Here is a 20,062-nt window from a genome sequence, read left to right on the forward strand (position 1 = left end):
TCTACCGTGAGCCGGCCGGCGATACCACGCCCATGAAACTGGAACTGCCATGTCCCTCGACAATGATTTTGCCCGCCTCTCCGATCTCGAACCGATGGAAGCGGAGCTGACGGCCATCCGCCGGCATCTCCACGCCCATCCCGAGCTCTCATTCGAGGAGGCCGAGACCGCGCGTTTCGTTGCCGAAAAGCTGGAAACCTGGGGTTATGAGGTGACCCGGAACCTCGGCGGCCATGGCGTGGTTGCGCGTATGACGGTCGGCGCCGGGAAGAAGAGCATCGCCATCCGCGCCGACATGGACGCCCTGCCGATCACCGAGGAAACCAGTCGCCCCTATGCCAGCACGGTTGCAGGCAAGATGCATGCCTGTGGACATGACGGCCACACGACGATCCTTCTCGGTGCGGCCGAATATCTGGCGCGCACGCGCCGCTTCAACGGCACCGTCAATCTGATTTTCCAGCCGGCCGAGGAGGCCGGTGCGCTGAGTGGCGCGCCTGCAATGATCGCCGACGGGCTGTTCGAACGCTTTCCCTTCGACGTTATCTTCGGCCTGCACAATCATCCTGGCGCGCCGGAGGGCACCTGGCTGATGCGGTCGGGACCGCTGATGGCGGCTGCCGACAGCGCCGAGATCATCATCAGGGGCAAGGGTGGCCATGCCTCGCGGCCGCATCTCACCGTCGATCCGGTGGTCGTTGCCTGCAACCTCGTCGTCAGCCTTCAGTCGGTCGTCTCCCGCAGCATCGATCCGACACAGACCGCTGTCGTCACGGTCGGGGCGATCCATGCCGGCGAGGCCGCGAACGTCATCCCCGAAAGCGCAAAACTGCTGCTCAGCATCCGCTCCTTCGACCCGAAGGTGCGCGACACGCTGGAGGCCAGGATCCGCAGGCTCGCTGAAACAATTGCCGATGGTTATGGCGCAACGGCGGAGATCGAATACACGCGCGGGCACCCCGTGGTCGTCAATTCAGAGGCCGAAACCGAATTCGCCCGCAAGGTCGCAGAAGAGCTCGTCGGTGCGGAGAAGGTATCCGTTTGCAATCTGATCCCCGGCAGCGAAGACTTCTCGCACTTCCTCGAGCACAAGCCCGGCAGCTTCCTGCGGCTCGGCAACGGTGTGGACTCGGCGATCCTGCACAGCGCGAAATACGACTTTGCCGACAAATCCCTGACGGTCGGTGCCGCGATGTGGGCACGCTTGACCGAACGCTATCTCGACGAATGAGAGCTTTCGGCAGCACGAAGTAAACTCCCGCCTTGGTGCGTTCGTGGCGCAAACCTTGCGCCCCCCCGCGCTACCAGGCCGGGAACGGATCTTCGAGAGCTGACCAGTCGCGTGGGTCCGCACTGGCGAGGCAGTCGTCCAACGCGGCTCGCACACCTGTCTCGTCCATGCCAACGCCGATGAACACCAGTTCCTGCCGGCGGTCGCCCCAGGCGCCGTCCCATCGGCTCTGCAGGTGCTGATGAAACTGGTGATGGCTCGGCCAGTCTTGTCGCGGAACGGCCGCCCACCAGAGCCCCATGGGCTCGCAGCGCCGTTGTACCCCGGCAGCCGACATCAGACCCACATGATGCGGGCGCGTGGCAAGCCAGAAATGGCCCTTGGCGCGCAGCACTCCTGGCCAGGGCTCGTCCAGGAATGCGCGAAACCGCTTGGGGTCGAAGGGACGCCTCGTGCGATAGACAAAGCTCGAGACCCCGTATTCCTCCGTCTCCGGAACATGCTCGCCTGGACTATACAGTTCCTTGTGCCACAAGGGATGCGCGGCCGCCTTTTCTTCGTCGAAAGACCGGTATCGAGGACCGTTGCCAGAGAAACCCTGCCGAGATCCGTCTTCACCTGGCGCGCATCGGGATTGAGGGACGCAACGATCTTGCGGACCTCCGCGCGGACCTCTTCGGTCGCGTCCGAGATCTTGTTGATCACGACAACATCGGCAAACTCGATCTGGTCGACCAGCAGATCGATGAGGGTGCGCCGGTCTTCACCGTCGCGCTGCAGGCCACGATCGGCAAGTAGATCGGCGCTACTGTAGTCGGCTAATAGGTTCGCGGCGTCGACCACAGTGACCATCGTGTCCAGTCTGGCAAAATCGGAGAGCGAAACGCCCTTATCATCGCGGAAGGAAAATGTTGCCGCGATCGGGCGCGGCTCGGCAATGCCGGTGCCCTCGATCAACAGGTAGTCATATCGTTCTTCCTCTGCCAGTCGTCGTACTTCCGTCAGCAGGTCGTTGCGCAGGGTGCAGCAGATGCAGCCATTGCTGAGCTCGACCAGAGTCTCCGTCGTGTGCGACAGGTTGCAGCCGCCATCTCGAATGAGACTTGCGTCGATATTCACTTCGCTCATATCGTTGACGATGACGGCGACCCGCAGACCCTCGCGATTGTTCAGGATGTGGCTGAGAAGCGTCGTCTTGCCGGCTCCCAGAAAGCTGGCGAGCACTCCCCGTGCCGATCGGCAGTCTTTCGCGACCTTACCTTTCCACCGACAGTCAGCCACTGGGGAACCCACGAATCCACTAGAAGTGAGCGCGAAGCCCACCGGCGCGCGTTGCGATACATGGCTTGCCCTTTCGAGAAGTTGCCAGGATCAAATCTATGGGGATCGTTGATATGCAGCTTTAAATTATAGTCGAAAAATGAGAGTGTATATCTTAACTATTTCGGTTTACGGGCGGCATCCTTTTATGCAACCAGGTCTTTCCGCAGAGACGCGACTTGCTTTTCGCGAGTCAAAATGTGGTACAATTGTGGGATCTACTTCGAATCAGGGATGGCTGCTGCGTGTGCCTTCCTAACGAACAGGCGATTACCGTGCGGTTCGTGCCTCAAAACTGTGGGTCTTGCCACACCAGGGTTTTGTCTAATCCGAAATAGCTAGCTTTTGGCGCAATCTTCGCCCGTTCGGAGTATTGATGCTGCGCCGTAACGATATAGGCTCTGCGCCGCCGTGACAGCATGCCGAATCGAAAGATATCGGCTGCAAGGGAGGGAGCCCTAGCGCGGTCAAAATCTGGAAAAAGCGAGACACTGACATGAGACAATCCATGGAGAGGATCATGGAGCGGCGATTGAGTGCCATCCTCGCTGCCGATGTCGTCGGTTACAGCCGGCTCATGGGCATGGACGAGACAGGCACGCTGCAGGCTTTGAACCGGCATCGCTGCGAACTGGTCGACATCCGCATTTCCGATTACAAGGGCCGCATCGTCAAACTCACCGGCGATGGCATCCTTGTGGAATTTCAGAGCGTCGTGAACGCCGTTGCCTGCGCCGCAGACATCCAGCGCAGCATGGCGCTGCGCAATGAAAACGTTTTGAAGGAAGAGCGCGTCGAATTCCGCATCGGCATCAATCTCGGCGATGTCGTCGTGGAAAATGACGATATTTTCGGAGACGGCGTCAACGTTGCCGCGCGTCTGGAAGGCATCGCTCCGGCCGGCGGCATTGCCGTCTCGTCGATCGTGCGCGATCAGGTCGGTTCCCGCCTTAATCTCGGCTTCGAGTTTTTGGGTGAACACGTGTTCAAAAATATCCGTCAGCCGGTGCAGGTCTACACGGTTTCCATCGAGAAGCCGAGTTCCGCTCGCCTCGTCGCGCAGAACCGAAACACCTGTTTCATCGCCGTCTTGCCCTTTACCAACATGAGCGGCGATGCAGATCAGGATTATTTCTCCGACGGCATCACTGAAGATATCATTACCGATCTTTCCAAGATCTCCAGCCTGCATGTGGTGCCGCGCAACACCGTCTTCACCTATAAGGGCACATCTGTGAAGGTGAAGCAGGTCGCCCAGGAGCTCGGCGTGCGTTATATGCTGGAAGGCAGTGTGCGCATCGTCGGGTCGCGGGTACGCATTTCCGGCCAGCTGATCGATACGATGAACGGCGATCACCTGTGGGCCGAACGCTATGACCGAGACCTCACCGATATCTTTGCCATCCAGGACGAGATCACCCACGCGATCGTCAGCCAGTTGAAGGTGCGACTGCTGCCGGAGGAGCGCAAGGCGATCGCCGTCGAGCCGACGGCCAATGTCGAGGCCTACACCTATTATCTGAGAGGCCGGCAGCTCTCCCACACCTGGACCAAGTCCTACCTGCAGCTTGCCCAGCGCATGTTCTACAAGGCCGTCGAACTCGATCCGGATTATGGTCGCGCCTATGCAGGCATTGCCGATTGCGATGCGGCGATCCGTGACTGGGCGCCTGACGACGTGCCTCTGGAGCGTATCCTCGCCATGAGCGCCAAAGCCCTGGAACTCGATCCCGACCTTGCCGAGGCGCATGCCTCCCGTGGCCTGGCGCTGCATCAGAACGGCGATGACGACGAGGCAACAGCGTGCTTCGAACGCGCGCTGTCGCTCGATCCCAACCTCTATGAAGCAAATTTCCACTATGCCCGCATCTTCTTCATGCGCGGGAATTTCGCCGAGGCGGTGCACTACTTTACCCGTGCCGCTGAAATCCGCCCCGACGACTATGTTTCGCCGATCCATCTGATGTCCTCATACCATTCTCTCGGTCGGACGGCAGACCGGGAAAGCTGGGCGCGAAAAGGCATTGAAAGAGCCGAGCGGGCACTCAATCAGAACCCGGAAAATTCCGGTCCCGCCCATCGCGGCGCGCTTGCCCTTGCCCATCTCGGCGAAGCAGCGCGGGCCTGCGACTGGGCCGCACGGGCGAGCGCCATCGATCCCGATGATATCGTCGCCCAATATAATCTTGCCTGTGTCCACTCCGTGCTCGGCCATGTGGAACGTGCGATCAATATCCTGGAGGGCTTGCTGCCCCGCAGCTCGGTCTACCACATCAAATGGTTCATCCATGATTCAGACCTGGACAACCTGCGCCAGGATCCGCGCTTCATGAAACTTATCGCGGAAGCGATGAAGGGGCGGGAACGGATCGAGGCATAAGTCGCGGTAAAAGGACGCCAAAGGAGAGAGCCGAGCGGGCCCATGCGCTCGGCTGGCAGCCCGCCGCGTGGGATTCAGGCAAGCGGGCTTTTCGCGGCCCGCCCCTATACCAAGGTACAGTTGGGTGTCTGCGCCACTTTGATAATTCTCCGGGTTGAGAAGCGCAGAGCGAAACCTAGCTTCCTTTTACCGTCCACCTGAAACCCAAAGCCCGGAGCCGTTCGATGAAATCCAAGGTAGCTGATGTCCTGACAGAGGTGCTGCATTCGGCCGGGGTCAAGCGGATATATGGGGTGGTCGGCGACAGCCTTAACGGGCTCACGGAAGCGTTGCGAAAGAGAGGCGACATCGAGTGGGTCCATACCCGCCATGAAGAGACAGCCGCCTTCGCGGCAGGGGCCGAAGCCCATCTCAGCGGCGATCTGGCCGTGTGCGCCGGAAGCTGCGGCCCGGGCAATCTCCACCTTATCAACGGCCTGTTCGACTGCCATCGCTCGCGGGTCCCGGTGCTGGCCATTGCCGCGCAGATACCTTCGGCCGAAATCGGCCGAGGCTATTTTCAGGAAACGCACCCTGACCAGCTTTTCCGGGAATGCAGCCACTATTGTGAGCTTGTCAGCCATCCAGAGCAATTGCCTGGTGTCATCGAAACGGCCATTCGCACCGCTATCGGAAAGCGCGGCGTTGCCATCGTGGTCATTTCCGGCGACGTGGCATTGACCGATTTTGCAGCCAAGATTTCAACACCTGCTGCACTCACGCTGTCCCAGCCGAACATTGTGCCGACAAACGATCAGATCGATCGACTATCAGCGCTGCTCAACGAGAGTTCGAAAGTCACCCTTCTGTGCGGACGCGGCTGCGAAGGGGCGCATGACGAATTGATCGCCTTCGCGGATCGGCTGAAGGCGCCTGTTGTCCACGCGCTCGGTGGCAAGGAACATGTCGAGTGGGACAATCCGTTCGATGTCGGCATGACCGGCCTGATCGGCTTCTCTTCGGGTTACAAGGCCATGCTGGAATGCGACACGCTTCTTATGCTCGGCACCGATTTCCCATACCGGCAGTTCTACCCAACCGACGCAAAGATCGTGCAGGTGGATATTCGGCCGGAAAATCTTGGCCGCCGGGCTTCGCTCGATCTCGCAATCGTCGGCGACGTCAAATCGACACTGGCAGCAGCGCTGCCGAAGCTTAAGGAGCGAGCCGACAGGGATCACCTGGATGCGTGTCTTGCCGCCTACAGGAAGGCGCGTGAGGGTCTCGACGATCTCGCCACAGGCCGAGAGGGCGGCAAGATCCATCCGCAATATGTGGCACGCCTTCTGAGCGAGCATGCATCCGACGATGCCGTTTTTACCTTCGATGTCGGAACCCCGACGATCTGGGCGGCACGCTACTTGAAAATGAACGGAAAGCGTCGCCTGATCGGGTCCCTGGTTCACGGATCGATGGCCAATGCACTTCCTCAGGCGATAGGGGCACAGGCGACATACAAGGGGCGCCAGATCATCAGCATGTCCGGCGATGGCGGCTTTACCATGCTGATGGGCGACTTCCTGACGCTCGTTCAGCAGAACCTGCCGGTCAAGGTTATCGTCTTCAACAATTCTGTTCTCGGTTTCGTGGCGATGGAAATGAAGGCTTCAGGCTTCCTTGAGACGGGAACCGAACTCAAGAATCCGGATTTTGCGGCGGTTGCTCGGGCAGCCGGCGTGCATGGCATTCGCGTGGAAGATCCCGGCGAACTCGACGGTGCCATCCGGGAAATTCTGACGCATCCCGGCCCGGCACTGCTCGACATCGTCACGAATACGCAGGAACTATCGATGCCGCCTAGGATCGAAGCAGCGCAAGTGAAGGGTTTCGGTCTTTGGGCCATTCGCGCGGTGATGAACGGCCGCGGAGACGAGCTCGTCGACCTGACGGTCTCGAATTTCCTGTCTCGCTGACGTCGGACGCTGTGTCTCAAACCGGTGGGCGCCACGACAACAGCCTGTGGGAAGAGCCCCATCGGCGGCTGTGACCAAGCCGATTATGCAGACGACCGGCTTAGCCGCGACAGCGCCGTGGCGCATGCCACTGCGCCCGCTTCATAAAAACATCATGCACATTTGTAATGGGAATGGCAGAACTGCCCCTCACCTCCAGTCATCACACGGATTGTCTTCATGAAATTGTCTTCGACCGCCGCGCGCCTGTCGCCAGCAGCCTCGCCCCGCCTTCTCGTGCTCGCCGAAACCGCCCTCAAGGCAGGCGAAACGGCGCGCAAGGCACTCAGACGACGCACGGCGACGGAGATGGTCCACAAGGCTCCGCGCGACTACCAGACGGAAATCGACATTGCGGTCGAACGGATCATCGTCGAGGAGATGATGAGCGCATTCCCGACCTATGCGATCAAGGGCGAGGAAGAAGTCGGCAATAGGCCGGGCGGCACGGATGCGCCAGTCATCTATATCGACCCGATCGATGGAACGACCAATTTCGCCTGGGGCATCCCGCATTTCGGCATGACGATCTCGGTCGCCGAGGCCGGCCGCGTCGTCACAGGCGTCGTCTATGATGCCATGCAGGACGAGCTCTTCAGCGCCGAGGCTGGCGGCGGTGCCTGGCTGAACGGCGAGCGGATCCATTGCGCCGAGGTGGCCGATATCCAGAACGTGCTGGTCGGCGCCGGCCTGCCGATCCCCGGCCAGGTCAAGGCGATCCCGGAAGAGCTTTATTTTGATGCCGTCAAACGTCTTATGGCCAATACCGCCGGTGTGCGTCGGCTCGGTTCGGCAGCGCTTTCGATCGCCTATGTCGCCTGCGGCCGGCTGGACGGCTTCTTCGAGGACGGCCTCGCGGTTCATGACTTCGGCGCATCGGCGCTGATGGTCGAGGAAGCGGGCGGCATCGTCACGCGCTTCTCCGGCGCCGATGTGAAGGGCAAAGGCGATATCCTCGCGGCAAGCAAGACACTTTATCCCTGGCTCCAGGAAGGCTTTCAGTCGAAAGCCTGAGGCATGTCAGGCCGTGAAGAGCGGCTGCACGGTTGCAGCCGCTTCGGCAGATCCTGACTGGTGGATCAGGGCATTGTCGCGGAAGGCGAAAAAGCCGGAGCAGCTCGGAGTGATGTGCATGCCGGCCCTGATCATGTCGCTCGGCGCAACCATCGCCTTCAGCCTGACACCACCGGCAAGGTCGATATCGACGATCTTGTGCGTGCCGAAATCGGTGACGCGGTGGACCGTCGCCTCTGCCGGCCGGTTGGAGGAACGAACCGTCAATGCTTCCGGACGCATCGCCAGTGTCACCTTCCCGTCTGCAACGGGGACGGGGAAGCTGAAAAGCGGATGCGTGCAGACCCCGTTGCGGATCTCGGTCTGAACGAAATTCATCGAGCCGATAAAGCCCGCGACAAAAGCCGTCTGCGGCGCGCGATAGATAACGCTCGGCGGAGCCACCTGCTCGGTGCGGCCGTCGCGCATGACGACGATGCGGTCGGCAAGTGCGAGGGCTTCGTCCTGGCCGTGGGTAACGAATAGCGTGGTGATGCCGAGCCGCTGCTGGATATCGCGCACTTCCTCGCGCAGCCGCTCGCGCAGATGTTGGTCGAGACTGGCAAAGGGTTCGTCGAGCAGCAGGATCTTCGGTTCGAGGACGAGCGAGCGGGCAAGCGCCACGCGCTGCTGCTGGCCGCCCGATAGCTCTGTCACGGCACGCGGTCCATAATTGGCAAGGCCAACAAGAACGAGGGCATCCTCGACACGCTGACGGATCTCTGCCGTCGGCAGGCGCCGCAACTTCAGACCGAAGGCGATATTGTTGAAGACATCCATATGGGTCCAGAGAGCATGGCTCTGGAACACCATGCCGGTCGGGCGCCGCTCCGGCGGCAGGGTGGTCACATCCTTGGCATCGATGCGAATGCTGCCGCCCGTCGGCCGTTCGAAGCCGCCGATCATCCGCAGCAACGTCGATTTGCCGGAACCCGATGGGCCGAGCAGGCAGACGAGTTCGCCATCGCCCACCTCGAGCGAGAAATCGCGGACGGCAAAGGTGTGGCCGAAGCTCTTCGAAACGCCTTCGATCGCCAGATGTGCCATTGTTAAATCCTTTCTATCGGCGCTAGGCGCCGAAGCCCCGCGCAAAGGCGCCAGTCCCGATAGCGCGCTGCGCAAACATCAATGCCGCAAAGGACGGCACCCACAGCATGACGGAAAGGACCGCGCCGTATTGCACGACGATCTGGCTATTGATGAAGCTGATCATCAACACCGGCATGGTGCGGATCTCGGGCGCGCCGATCAGCCAGGCACCCTCGGTCTCATAGAAAGTGCCGACGAATGTCAGGAGCACGGCGGCTGAGATCGTCGGCGCAGCCTGCGGCAATGTGATCGACCAGAAGACGCGAAGCGGCGTCGCGCCGGCGTCACGCGCGGCCTCCTCCATGCGCCGGTCGACATTCTGGAAGGCGGCGACCGGGATCCAGATCATCAGCATAAGCGTACCAACGAGCTGGATCAGCACCACGCCCCAGAAGGTACTGATCAGCCCCAGCTGCAGGAAGATGCCGGCAATCGCCACCAGCAACCCAAACTTGGGAAAGGCATGCGAGGCGAGAAATGAGAGGAAGAGGACGTTGCGCCCGGGAAAGCGCATACGCGCAAAGGCATAGGCCGCAGGCAGGCAGATGATCGCCGACAACATCGTTACCGTCGCCGTCAGCCGCAGGCTGAGGAAAAGCGCATCCCAGACATCCTTGCGGGCCAGCGTCTGCGACCAGAAACGCAGGCCGAACTGCTGGGGAATGACGGAAGGGTAGCGCCAGATCTCGGTGAAGGCCCAGGTGGCAACGACCAGCAGCGGCAGCGCGATGAAGAGCGTCAGCAGCAGCGAGAAGGCAAGGCCAATCCAATCGAATTTCAAGGCGGTCGACTGGCGCATCATCGGCCCTCGCGGTTGCGGGCGATCGACCAGACATAGAAGACACCGAAGAGGAGGCAGAAGCAGAAGCTGATGACGGCCTGCGTCAGCGCATTCAACGGGTCGTTCATATCGGCGAACGTGCGCTGCATGAAGGGCCCCATCATCTCCGGCGAGGCGGGGCCGAGCACGTAGGGCAAGGTGAAGGCCGAGAATATGCCGAGCACTGCGAAAGAAGCCGTCACCAGCAGCGAATTGCCCATGCGCGGCAAAATGATCGAGATGAAGACCCTTGGAGGCGTCGCTCCGACATCGCGGGCCGCTTCGATGGAGCTGTTGGAAACGGAAGAGAGGCCAGCCGTCAGCATCAGGACGGTCAAAGGCAGATTGTCCCAGACGAGGCCGATGACCGGTCCCCAGGGCGTCAGATAGGGGCTCGGTAGTTTCGGCAGGCCGACGGCATTGAGCAGGATGTCGACCGTACCGTTCGGTCCGATCGTGCGGATGAGCGCATAGGAGAGAATAATCGAGGGCACGAACATTGGAAAGATCGCGAGACCTTGCACATAGCCGGCAAGGCGGCTTCCGGAAAAGCGAAGATAAAGCGCAATCGGAAGGCCGATCGCAAGCAGGAGCAGACCGCAGACAAGGGTCGTCCAGAGCGTCAGCCAGAGATTGTTCAGGCTGTACCCATCCGTGAAGAAGAAACGGTAGGAGGCGAGCGAAAATGCGGTCGTCCCGTCCGGTTGGCGCACGAAAATGGTTGTCGCGACCGCCGAGAAGATCGGAAAGATGATCAGCCAGCCGACCAGAAAGACCGGCATGCCGACGAGGAGGAGCCCGTAAAGGCTCCCCCTGCTGAGAGGCTGAGCGCGGTCGACGACCGCAGGCTGTGTCGTTTCGACCACCATCAGGTGCGGCTGATGCCGGGAGCGACGTTGCGGTACCAGCCGTCGTTGATCGCCTTTTCCCAATCGCCGCCCGGGAAGGTCGGGATGGTCGCCGGGATGACATCGGCATATTTCTTGCGGAGGTCCTCGGAAATGTGATCCCAGGAAACACCCGGGAAGCCGCCGATTTCGGTGATGATGGCTTCCTGCATCTCGCTCGTCAACATGAAGGCGGCGAGCTTGAGGGCGGCGTCCTTGTTCGCGCCGTTGGTGAAGATCGTCATGGCCGAAAAACCGCCGCAGAGCGCGAGATCGGAGAGCTGCACGAGGCCGGTCGTCTCAGGCAGGACGCCCTGCGAGATCGCCTGCAGAACCTGGTCGGACCAAACCGGAGCCATGGTGACGACGCCCTGGGCGAGCAGCTGGATCGACTGTGTATTGCCCGCAGTATAGGCGCCCTTCTGATAGAGCGACGGCGCGAGATCGTTGAGGATCTTCCAGGTGGGCGCCAGCGACTGTTCGGCAAACTCGGCGGTGAAGTTGTCGATCTTGAACTTCTTGGGATCACGGCCATTGGCTTCGTGGATCGCGCGGCGAACGAAATTGAGGCCCGAACCGCCCTTGTCCGGACGGTTGTAGATGAACTGGCCGGGATTGGCCTTGATCCAGGCGGTCAGCTGTTCCCAGGTCTTCGGCGCATCCTTCGGGTCAAGCTTGGTCTTGTCATAGGCCAGCAGAACCTGCGAGCCCCGATAGGGCAGCGCGTAGGGCGTGTCGATCGCGAGCGGATTGACGTTCTCGAAGCCGGGCACATTCTCAGCCGAGAACTTCACCCAGAGACCCGCATCGATGCCGCCGGCCGGAAGGCGCGGATCGAAGGATTCGAAGAGGTCGGCCTGCGGATCGGTCTTGGTCTTCAACGCAGCGAGCGCGCGGTCGCCGATGGCCCGAAGGCCGTTATTATCGCCGGCATCGGTAACCTTCAGCGCGACGTCAGGATGCGCCTTTTCGAAGGCTGGACGGATGATGTTGTTCCAGAGGTCGATAATATTGGCATCAGAGCCGCTGTAGAGGTCGATCGTGCCCGCGGCGGCTGAGGCAAAACGCGGAAGGGCGAAAAGACCCGCAGCCGCCGATGAGGTGATCAGAAATTCGCGCCTATTCATACCTGTCTCCCTTCGTTATCGAGGCTGCGCCTCAGATGAGCTCTGAGACTTGCTAGCTCCGGCGCGTAACATCGGAATGACAAAAGCGAAGAAAATGCACACGTGTGCCAAGTCCGATAAATGAGCCCCGAGACTCGATTCGGCACAGCATCATCGGCTCGGAAAAAACTCGTCAGACAAGTTCGTTTTTTACTGAGTGGAAACAGCCCGGCCAAAACGCCTGGCTACAGGAATTTATCAAATTGGCGATGCGCTACTTGATCGCGCAGTTAAGCCGATGCTAGGCCTGCAGCCGGCTTCCTTGGCTTCGCTCCAGCGGTTTGCGCATCAGACCAAAGAGATTGGAGGCGACTCGGTTAAGTCGCCTCTATCGTTTCTACTCGGCAGCCTGCCGCAGTGGCGTGAAACCGATCTGTCGTCGCTGCGGGCTTTCTTGCCTCAGCGTCCGCAGCATCTCCTCGTATTCCTGCTCCATTTCCGGGGTGACGGACGGGCGGACTTCGTGGAGAGCCTTGGAGAAATCCTCCTTGGTCACAGTGGAGGCGTCGAGCGATCGGCGCAGCGCAATGAGACCTGCGCGACGCGTCAAGTCCTCAAGGTCGGCTCCTGTAAAGCGTACGGTCTGTTCGGCGAGTTCATCCAAATCGATATTTTTTGCCAACGGCATCTTCTTCGTATGGATACGGAGAATTTTTAGCCGTGCTTTCGCATCAGGGACCGGAACGTAGACCAGTTCGTCAAAACGGCCCGGTCTCAGAAGCGCAGGATCGAGAAGGTTTGGCCGGTTGGTTGCCGCCATGACAACGACACCCTGCATGTCTTCCAGGCCATCCATTTCTGCCAGAAGCGTGTTGACCACACGTTCCGTCACCGCCGGCTCACCCAAGCCTCCGCCGCGGACCGGAGCAAGCGAGTCGATCTCATCGATAAAGATAACCGTCGGGGCGACCTGCCTGGCGCGCTCGAAGAGGCGCGAAACCTGCTGTTCGGACTCGCCATACCATTTCGACAAAAGATCGGATGACTTCGTCGCCACGAAATTGGCTTCAGCCTCGCGCGCCACGGCTTTCGCCAGCAGTGTCTTGCCTGTTCCCGGAGGCCCGAAGAGCAGGAAACCCTTGGCCGGACGAATGCCCATGCGCTTGAAGGACTGCGGCGCACGCAGCGGCAGCTCCACACCCTCTTTCAGCTTCATCTGTGCTTCGTCCAGCCCGCCGACGTCATCCCAGCGCACGTTGGGTGCCTGGATCATGATTTCACGCAAAGCTGATGGCTGAATACGCTTCATCGCCGACATGAAGTCATCCTGTGAAACCGTCAGCTTCTCCAGAACGTCGCTTGGGATCCCTTCCCGAAGATTGATGTCGGGCAGCACGCGCCGCAACGCATCCATGGCGGCTTCCCGAACGAGCGCCCCCAGATCCGCGCCGACGAAACCGTAGGTCGTTCTGGCGATTTCGTCGAGATCTGTATCTTCCGCAAGCGGCATACCACGTGTGTGAATGGCCAGGACTTCGCGCCGTCCATTCTGGTCTGGAACACCGATGACGATCTCGCGATCGAAACGTCCTGGACGCCTCAGCGCTTCGTCGATCGCATCGCGCCTATTGGTCGCGCCGATGACGACAATATTCTGCCGGGGTTCCAGCCCGTCCATCAAGGTCAGGAGCTGGGCAACGATGCGCCGCTCGACCTCGCCGGTGACCTGTTCACGCTTCGGCGCGATGGAATCGATTTCGTCGATGAAGATAATGGAGGGAGCGTTCTGCGAGGCTTCCTGGAAGACCTGCCTCAACCGTTCCTCCGACTCGCCGTAGCGGCTTCCCATGATTTCCGGTCCGGCGATATGGTAGAAGTTGGCCTCCGTCTCGTTCGCCACCGCCCGGGCAAGAAGGGTCTTGCCGGTTCCCGGAGGCCCGTAGAGCAAAACACCCTTCGGCGGATCGATGCCGAGGCGCTGAAAGAGCTCCGGATGGCGCAAGGGAAGCTCCACCATCTCGCGGACCTGTTCGACAGACGAGCCGAGACCACCAATATCGTCATAGGTGACATCCGCGCGGCGGGCTTCCTTCGGCTCCTCGAACTGCGGACGCAGCTCGACTGTGGTCTGCTCCGTCATCTGGACGATGCCGCGAGGCTGCGTCGAGACGACAACGAGCCTGATTTCCTGAAGACCGTAAGCCGGAAGACTGAACCGCGGGTCCCTTATGCGCTGCTGCACCGAAGTCGACACGACATCGCCTGCAACCATCGGCATCTGGAGGAAGGTTCGCTGCAGAGCCTCACCTGATCCCTGTAGCACCAAATTCTTCTGCGCTGGCGCCAGAACGACCTTTGTCGCGGGACGCGCCTCGGCTTTGCGGATTTCGATATGGTCTCCGCTCGTCACTCCGGCATTCACACGTTGCAGGCCGTCGAGGCGCACAATGTTCAGTCCTTCGTCGTCGGGATAAGGGCGCATGGCGACCGCAGCCGTATGACGCTTGCCGACGAGTTCGATGAGGTCACCCTCTCGAATACCAAGCTTGCCCATTGCTGCCGAAGACAGCCGCGCAATGCTTGTTCCCGCATCCTGCGGCCTCATATTTGCCACTTGCAGCGTAAGTATCTGGTCATCTGAGACGGACATGAAGCCTCCATAAAAGTCGAGAACTGAAACGCTTAAGCATTGCTACCGGAAGATTATTACGTCCGATCGCAAGTTGGAAAGTGGATCAAAGTATAGGGCATTGATGCCGGTTTTCGAGCCGGGGGCATGGACGAGGTTTATGTCCGAGGTCGCGGCGATCATAAACGACGCAGCGTGGCGGCGAGGCCAGTGGGTGGCCCTCAAATGAGGACCACTTGTTTCGACATCGTCAGCGTACCGATTTGAAAACGGCTCTCACCTCCTTGGCGAAGAGCGAAGACCCAGTGCTCCTTGCGCGGCTTTCACAACTGCATCGGTGGTTATGTCGAATTTCCTGTAGACGTCGTTGATCTTGCCGGACGCGCCGAAGCTGTGCATGCCGACGAACCGGCCGTCGAGCCCGAGATATCGGTCCCAGCTATCCTGGACTGCTGCTTCCACCGCAACGCGCGCAGTTCCGTCTCCCAGAACCTCACGCTTGTAGTCCGCCGCCTGCGCCTCAAACAGCAGGCGGCACGGCATGGAAACGACCGCGGTCGGAACGCCTTCCGCCTGAAGCCTCGCCCTTGCCTCTACGGCAAGGTGCAACTCCGATCCCGTTGACATGATCGTCAGCTCGCGCGCGCCACCTTCGGCCTCAAGCAGTACATATCCGCCCTTTGCCGACAGGTTGAGAGTGCCCGGCTGCTTTCTCAGAAGCGGCATGGGCTGGCGGGACAGAGCGATCAGCGCTGCCTGCCGCGGGGCATTGAGAATGGCCTGCCAACATTCCGCCGTCTCGATCGGGTCGCCCGGACGGAACACGGCGAGACCCGGAATGGCGCGCAGTGCCGTCAGATGTTCGACAGGCTGATGCGTCGGTCCATCTTCGCCCAGACCGATCGAATCATGCGTCATCACGAAGATCGAACGCACCGCCATCATCGCCGCCAACCGAATGGACGGACGAGCGTAATCGGAAAAAGTCAGGAAGGTGCCGCCGTAAGGGATCAGCCCGCCATGAAGGGCAATGCCGTTGATGGCAGCTGCCATCCCATGTTCGCGCACGCCGTAATGGACATAGGATCCATTATACTGGCCCGGTGCGATCTCGATCATGGATTTGGCTTTTGTATTGTTCGACGGCGTGAGGTCCGCCGATCCGCCGATAAGCTCGGGCAGGGCTTCGGCAAGGTGGTTGAGAACAACCCCGCTCGCCTGCCTGGTGGCGAGGTCCTTGTCGCTCGACAGAAGCTCCTGTTTTGCTGCCTCGATCGCTGCGGTCCAGTCCGAGGGTAGGTCTCCCTTCATCCGGCGCTCGAAATCCTGGCGGATATCCGCCTTGGCCGTCTGAACCCGGACCGCCCAGGCCATCCGGGCGTTGCGTCCCTTGGCGCCGATCTTCCTCCAGGCTTCCAGCAGGTCGGACGGGATCTCGAAGGGAGGCGCGGTCCAGCCCAAAATCTTGCGGGCGCCGGCGATCTCCTCTTCGCCGGGCGCGTCACTATGGGCCTTCTGCGTTCCGGCGCGCGTCGGAAAGCCGAAACCGATAATGGTCTTGCAGGCAATCAATGAGGGGCGATCGGTGACCCGCTGAGCTTCGACGATTGCATTGCGTATCGCGTCGGTATCATGTCCATCGATCTCCTGCACATGCCAGTTCGATGCACGGAAACGCGCCGGCTGATCGTCGGATTCCGCCAGACTTGTCGCCCCGTCGATCGATATCGAATTGTTGTCCCAGAATGCGATCAGCTTACCGAGCTTCAAGTGCCCCGCGAGCGATATGGCCTCTTGGCTGATGCCCTCCATCAGGCATCCGTCGCCGAGGAAGACGTAAGTATAATGGTTCGAAAGACTATCGCCGAACTTGGCGTTCATGATGCGTTCGGCGAGCGCAAAACCGACCGAATTGGCAATGCCCTGGCCGAGCGGACCGGTGGTCGTCTCGATACCCGTGGCATGACGATATTCGGGATGACCTGCCGTCCTGCTGTCGACTTGACGAAAGTTCTTGATCTGGTCAATCGTCATATCCCGGTAGCCGGTCAGGTAGAGCAGGCTATAGAGCAGCATTGAACCGTGCCCGTTGGAGATCAGGAAACGGTCCCGATCGAACCAGTAGGGGTCTTCGGCATCGAATTTCAGGAAGTCGGAAAAGAGCACGACGGCAATGTCGGCCATGCCCATCGGCATGCCGGGGTGCCCGCTCTTGGCCTTCTCGACGGCATCCATCGAGAGAAACCGGATGCAATTGGCCATGTCGCGCAGATGTTGATCGCGGGGCGCCGGTACGGACTTCACGGATTCCGTCATGATCGTTTCCTCGGGTCTGGTGAAAGGACAGATCCGAAGATAGTGCCCGATGCGAGCTGGGCTACTGCGACATGTTGAAATCCGACCAAGAACGTCATCATCCGCTCGTCATGCAGCCGCCGCGGCCTCTTTTCCGCATCCTCTCGATACAAGCGCTGCGCATCGCGATCAGCTTTGTTGCAGCCGCCAGGTCCGGATTTCAAACGGCATGATGTCGACAGGTCCCGCACGTTCGATCGGCTCTTCGAGGATGTTCAAAGGCCCCGAAGCCTGCCAGCCCGAGGGCAAGGCGAGCGAAAGCCTGCCGCGCCGACCCGCCGGCTCGTAAAGGCGCAAGATAAGGCCGTCTCCTTCCTCTGCCGGCTTCAGCCCCGAAAAAGCAACCGGTATACCCTTCACGCCGAGCGGCGAGAGCGTGCCCGCCGAGAGCCCGCTAGCCTCGAGGGTGACGAGCGGCTGATTGAGATCGATCGCTTCCTGCAGAACGTCGCCTTCATGCCAGGCGCCTTCATGCGGCATCAGCGCATAGGTGAAGCTCTGTTCGCCCTCATCGGCGAGCGGATCGGGATAGATCGGCGAGCGCACGAGGCTCATGCCTATGACATTGCCGCGCGCGCTGTGCCCGTATTTGGCGTTGTTGAGCAGCGCGACACCGAAGCCCGGCTCGCTGAGATCGACGAAACGGTGCGCAGCAGCTTCGAACATCGCCTGTTCCCAGGAGGTGTTCATGTGCGTCTGGCGCTCGACGATACCGAAGGCGCATTCGAAACTGGCGGTGCGGGAACGCACGGCGACAGGGTTCAGCGTCCTGAGCAGGGTACGCCGGTCATGCCAGTCGATCGTTGTTTCGATATCGAGCCTGCGGGCATTGGCGGTCAGCACGTAAAGCTGGGTGACCGTCGAGTTCCGGTATCGGTAAACGACACGGATGGCCGCACGATGTGACCCCTGTTCGGCAAGCGTAATGCTCTCAGGCTTGTCGAGACGGATAGCCTTTTCGGCATAATCGGCATCGACATCCCAGGCATCCCAGTTGCGCGGCTTGTCGGCAGGGTAGACCCAGAGCTGATTTGCCGAACCCTCGATAGCCTCCCTACCGGTTGCCTTGTGAATAAGGCTCGAAACGGCGCCGTCCGCGCCGATGACGACGGACAGATGTTCGTTTTCGAGACTGCGCGCATCGGCTTTCAGCATGCCGGCCGGCTTCAATGCCTTGCGATCGAAGACCAAGACGGAAAGCGGAGCGACAATATCGGCAGATGACAAGACCGTTCCATCAGAAAGCGTGGCGGTCAGGGGCCGTGGCGCGAGCGACGGATTAACGGCAATCAGCGCATCCGCCACCCCGCCCGCCGGAAGCTGGGCCGATAGCGCCTTCAGCGCCTTGTCCTGTTCCGCCTTGGCATTGCCGATGGCGCCATCGAGCTCCCGTTCGGCATCGATATAGACTTCGCGGATGCTCGAGCCCGGCAGGATGTCATGGAATTCGTTCTTCAGGACGACGCGCCAGTCCGCTTCCAGGCTTTGCGGTTTGGCAGCACCCAGCAGATGCGCGAGCGAAGCGATCGTCTCGGCCGTAATCAGCGCCCGTTCGGCCTGCCGGTGCTTGCGCTTGACGCCGCTTTGCGACGTCAGCGTCGCGCGGTGCAGTTCGAGATAGATTTCCCCATCCCAGACGGGAAGCTCCTTTTCCGCCGCTGTCCGGTGAGCCTTTTCGTAGAAGCCCTTCACCGTGCCCCAGCGCGCCTTGGGGATCGCCGGGAAGTCGCGCAATTGCACTTCGCGTTCGACCATCTCGGGTGTCACGCCACCGCCGCCATCGCCATAGCCAACGGCCAAGAGCGACGTGTCGTGCTGCGCCTTGCCGCGGAAATTCTTCCAGGTCGGCACGAAGCAATCCGGTTGCACGAAACCATTGTAGCCCTGCATGGGATTGTCGAAAGTATGGGTCAGCACCTTGCTTCCATCCAACCCCTTCCACCAGAAAAGGTCGGATGGAATGTGATTGGTCTCGCTCCAGTTCACCTTGATCGTGAAGAAACTGTCGATACCGCCGAGTTGCAGGATCTGCGGCAAGGCCCCCGAAAAGCCGAAGCAGTCCGGCAGCCAGCAGACCGTATGACGCAAGCCGAAATGCTTCTCGAAATAGCGCTGCCCGTAAAGCACCTGTCGGGCAAGACTTTCGCCCGTCGGCATATTGGTATCGGGCTCGACCCACATGCCGCCGACCGTTTCCCACTTGCCCTCGGCGACCTTCTTCTTGATCCGTTCGAGAAGCTCGGGATCATCCTCTTCCATCTGCGCATAATAATGGGCAGTCGATTGATTGAAGCGGAAGTCGTCCGATCGCTCCATCAGCGACAGCGCGGTATTGAAGGTGCGCCGCATCTTCCGGCGCGTCTCGCCATAGGGCCAGAGCCAGGCGAGGTCGATATGGGCGTGGCCGGTCAGCAGCAGTTCGCCGTTCGGCGGAAAACGCTTTTGAAGCTCTTTCAGTCGTGCGATCAGCATATCATAGGCGGCACCTGCCGAAGCACTCTGCGCTTCAGTCAGGCCTGCCGGATCTGCCTGAAGCTCCGGCAGTTCCCAGATCTTTTGCTGCATGACTGCACCGGATATACGCGAAATATAGGCTGGCGTGTCCGAGGGCCAGTCGAGGCTGCGCAGCGCACGTTCGGCCGCCTCGATCAAGTGCGACACCACTTCATGGCTTTCGAGCACGACGGCGGCCTCGCCGATCTGCCGCAAAAGGAGGTGCAGTTTGTGCACCGGTTCATCCAGCCAGATCAGCCTCGCCTTGTTGAGCCGCGGTGCCCTATTCGGCTCACCAAAGGGAAACCGCGCGACGCTGTCAGTGGCAATCGAGAATTCCCTGCCCTTGATCGGGAACTCCTGATGGTAGGGATCAAGCCCGAATGTCTCGGCCTGACCGCCCGGATAATGCAATGTAATCAGGCTCTCGCCACCGAGATCGAGCTGCAAGCGAACCTCATCGATCGGCCAGTCGCGCGGCACTGTGGCCGATGCCGCGAAATGAACCATCCCCTTGCGGTGCGGCCAATCCTGATGATGGGCAATCGGCTCGCCGTCGAAGGTCCAGCCGTCAATCACGACGCTTTGCCTGTCGCGCCAGTGAGCAAGCTCGGCTGTACGAACCTTCAAACGATCGAGGCGTTGGGCGATAGTGAGAGACATGGCGGGTCCTATTGGAAAATAAGCAACTGACGGACGGGGAGAAAA

At 60.4% G+C, this 20,062-nt stretch carries 11 protein-coding genes and 1 pseudogene; 4 read left to right on the top strand and 8 right to left on the bottom strand.

Annotation, left to right across the window (positions count from 1 at the left end):
- Window positions 1–49: 49 nt before the first annotated feature.
- Window positions 50–1,231: a M20 aminoacylase family protein gene (locus KQ933_RS28720; RefSeq protein WP_216759386.1), complete on the top strand. Its 1,182-nt coding sequence runs from the start codon at window positions 50–52 to the stop codon at window positions 1,229–1,231.
- Window positions 1,232–1,301: 70 nt separating this feature from the next.
- Here KQ933_RS28720 and KQ933_RS28725 read toward each other — a convergent pair.
- Window positions 1,302–2,474 (bottom strand): annotated as a pseudogene (locus tag KQ933_RS28725) (GTP-binding protein).
- 597 nt (window positions 2,475–3,071) lie between these two features.
- Here KQ933_RS28725 and KQ933_RS28730 point away from each other — a divergent pair.
- From KQ933_RS28730 to KQ933_RS28740, 3 genes are all read left to right on the top strand, one after another.
- Window positions 3,072–4,931 carry a tetratricopeptide repeat protein gene (locus tag KQ933_RS28730; protein ID WP_216760852.1) on the top strand — a complete coding sequence of 620 codons (1,860 nt, stop codon included), beginning with the start codon at window positions 3,072–3,074 and terminating at the stop codon, window positions 4,929–4,931.
- A 224-nt stretch (window positions 4,932–5,155) separates the two neighbouring features.
- A complete protein-coding gene (gene poxB / locus KQ933_RS28735; RefSeq protein WP_216759387.1) occupies window positions 5,156–6,883 on the top strand; it encodes a ubiquinone-dependent pyruvate dehydrogenase in 1,728 nt (575 codons plus the stop codon).
- Window positions 6,884–7,102: 219 nt separating this feature from the next.
- Complete coding sequence (locus KQ933_RS28740) at window positions 7,103–7,936, top strand: inositol monophosphatase family protein (RefSeq protein WP_216759388.1); 834 nt, start codon at window positions 7,103–7,105, stop codon at window positions 7,934–7,936.
- 6 nt (window positions 7,937–7,942) lie between these two features.
- On the opposite strand, the gene KQ933_RS28745 is transcribed toward KQ933_RS28740, so the two are convergent.
- From KQ933_RS28745 to KQ933_RS28775, 7 genes are all read right to left on the bottom strand, one after another.
- Window positions 7,943–9,022 carry an ABC transporter ATP-binding protein gene (locus KQ933_RS28745; RefSeq protein ID WP_216759389.1) on the bottom strand — a complete coding sequence of 360 codons (1,080 nt, stop codon included), beginning with the start codon at window positions 9,020–9,022 and terminating at the stop codon, window positions 7,943–7,945.
- A 22-nt stretch (window positions 9,023–9,044) separates the two neighbouring features.
- Window positions 9,045–9,866: an ABC transporter permease gene (locus KQ933_RS28750; RefSeq protein ID WP_216759390.1), complete on the bottom strand. Its 822-nt coding sequence runs from the start codon at window positions 9,864–9,866 to the stop codon at window positions 9,045–9,047.
- Entirely contained in the window at window positions 9,863–10,750 is an 888-nt protein-coding gene (locus tag KQ933_RS28755) for an ABC transporter permease (protein ID WP_216760853.1), read from the bottom strand. The genes KQ933_RS28750 and KQ933_RS28755 overlap by 4 nt, the downstream gene beginning before the upstream one ends.
- 2 nt (window positions 10,751–10,752) lie before the next feature.
- Window positions 10,753–11,898 carry an extracellular solute-binding protein gene (locus KQ933_RS28760; RefSeq protein WP_216759391.1) on the bottom strand — a complete coding sequence of 382 codons (1,146 nt, stop codon included), beginning with the start codon at window positions 11,896–11,898 and terminating at the stop codon, window positions 10,753–10,755.
- Between the two features lie 376 nt (window positions 11,899–12,274).
- The gene (locus KQ933_RS28765) at window positions 12,275–14,527 is read right to left on the bottom strand and encodes a CDC48 family AAA ATPase (protein WP_216759392.1); all 2,253 of its coding nucleotides are present in this window, start codon (window positions 14,525–14,527) and stop codon (window positions 12,275–12,277) included.
- A 255-nt stretch (window positions 14,528–14,782) separates the two neighbouring features.
- A complete protein-coding gene (gene tkt / locus KQ933_RS28770; RefSeq protein WP_216759393.1) occupies window positions 14,783–16,822 on the bottom strand; it encodes a transketolase in 2,040 nt (679 codons plus the stop codon).
- 168 nt (window positions 16,823–16,990) lie between these two features.
- A complete protein-coding gene (locus KQ933_RS28775; protein WP_216759394.1) occupies window positions 16,991–20,017 on the bottom strand; it encodes a glycoside hydrolase family 38 C-terminal domain-containing protein in 3,027 nt (1,008 codons plus the stop codon).
- Window positions 20,018–20,062: the final 45 nt, after the last annotated feature.

It is taken from the genome of Rhizobium sp. WYJ-E13 (assembly GCF_018987265.1).
Taxonomy (GTDB): domain Bacteria; phylum Pseudomonadota; class Alphaproteobacteria; order Rhizobiales; family Rhizobiaceae; genus Rhizobium.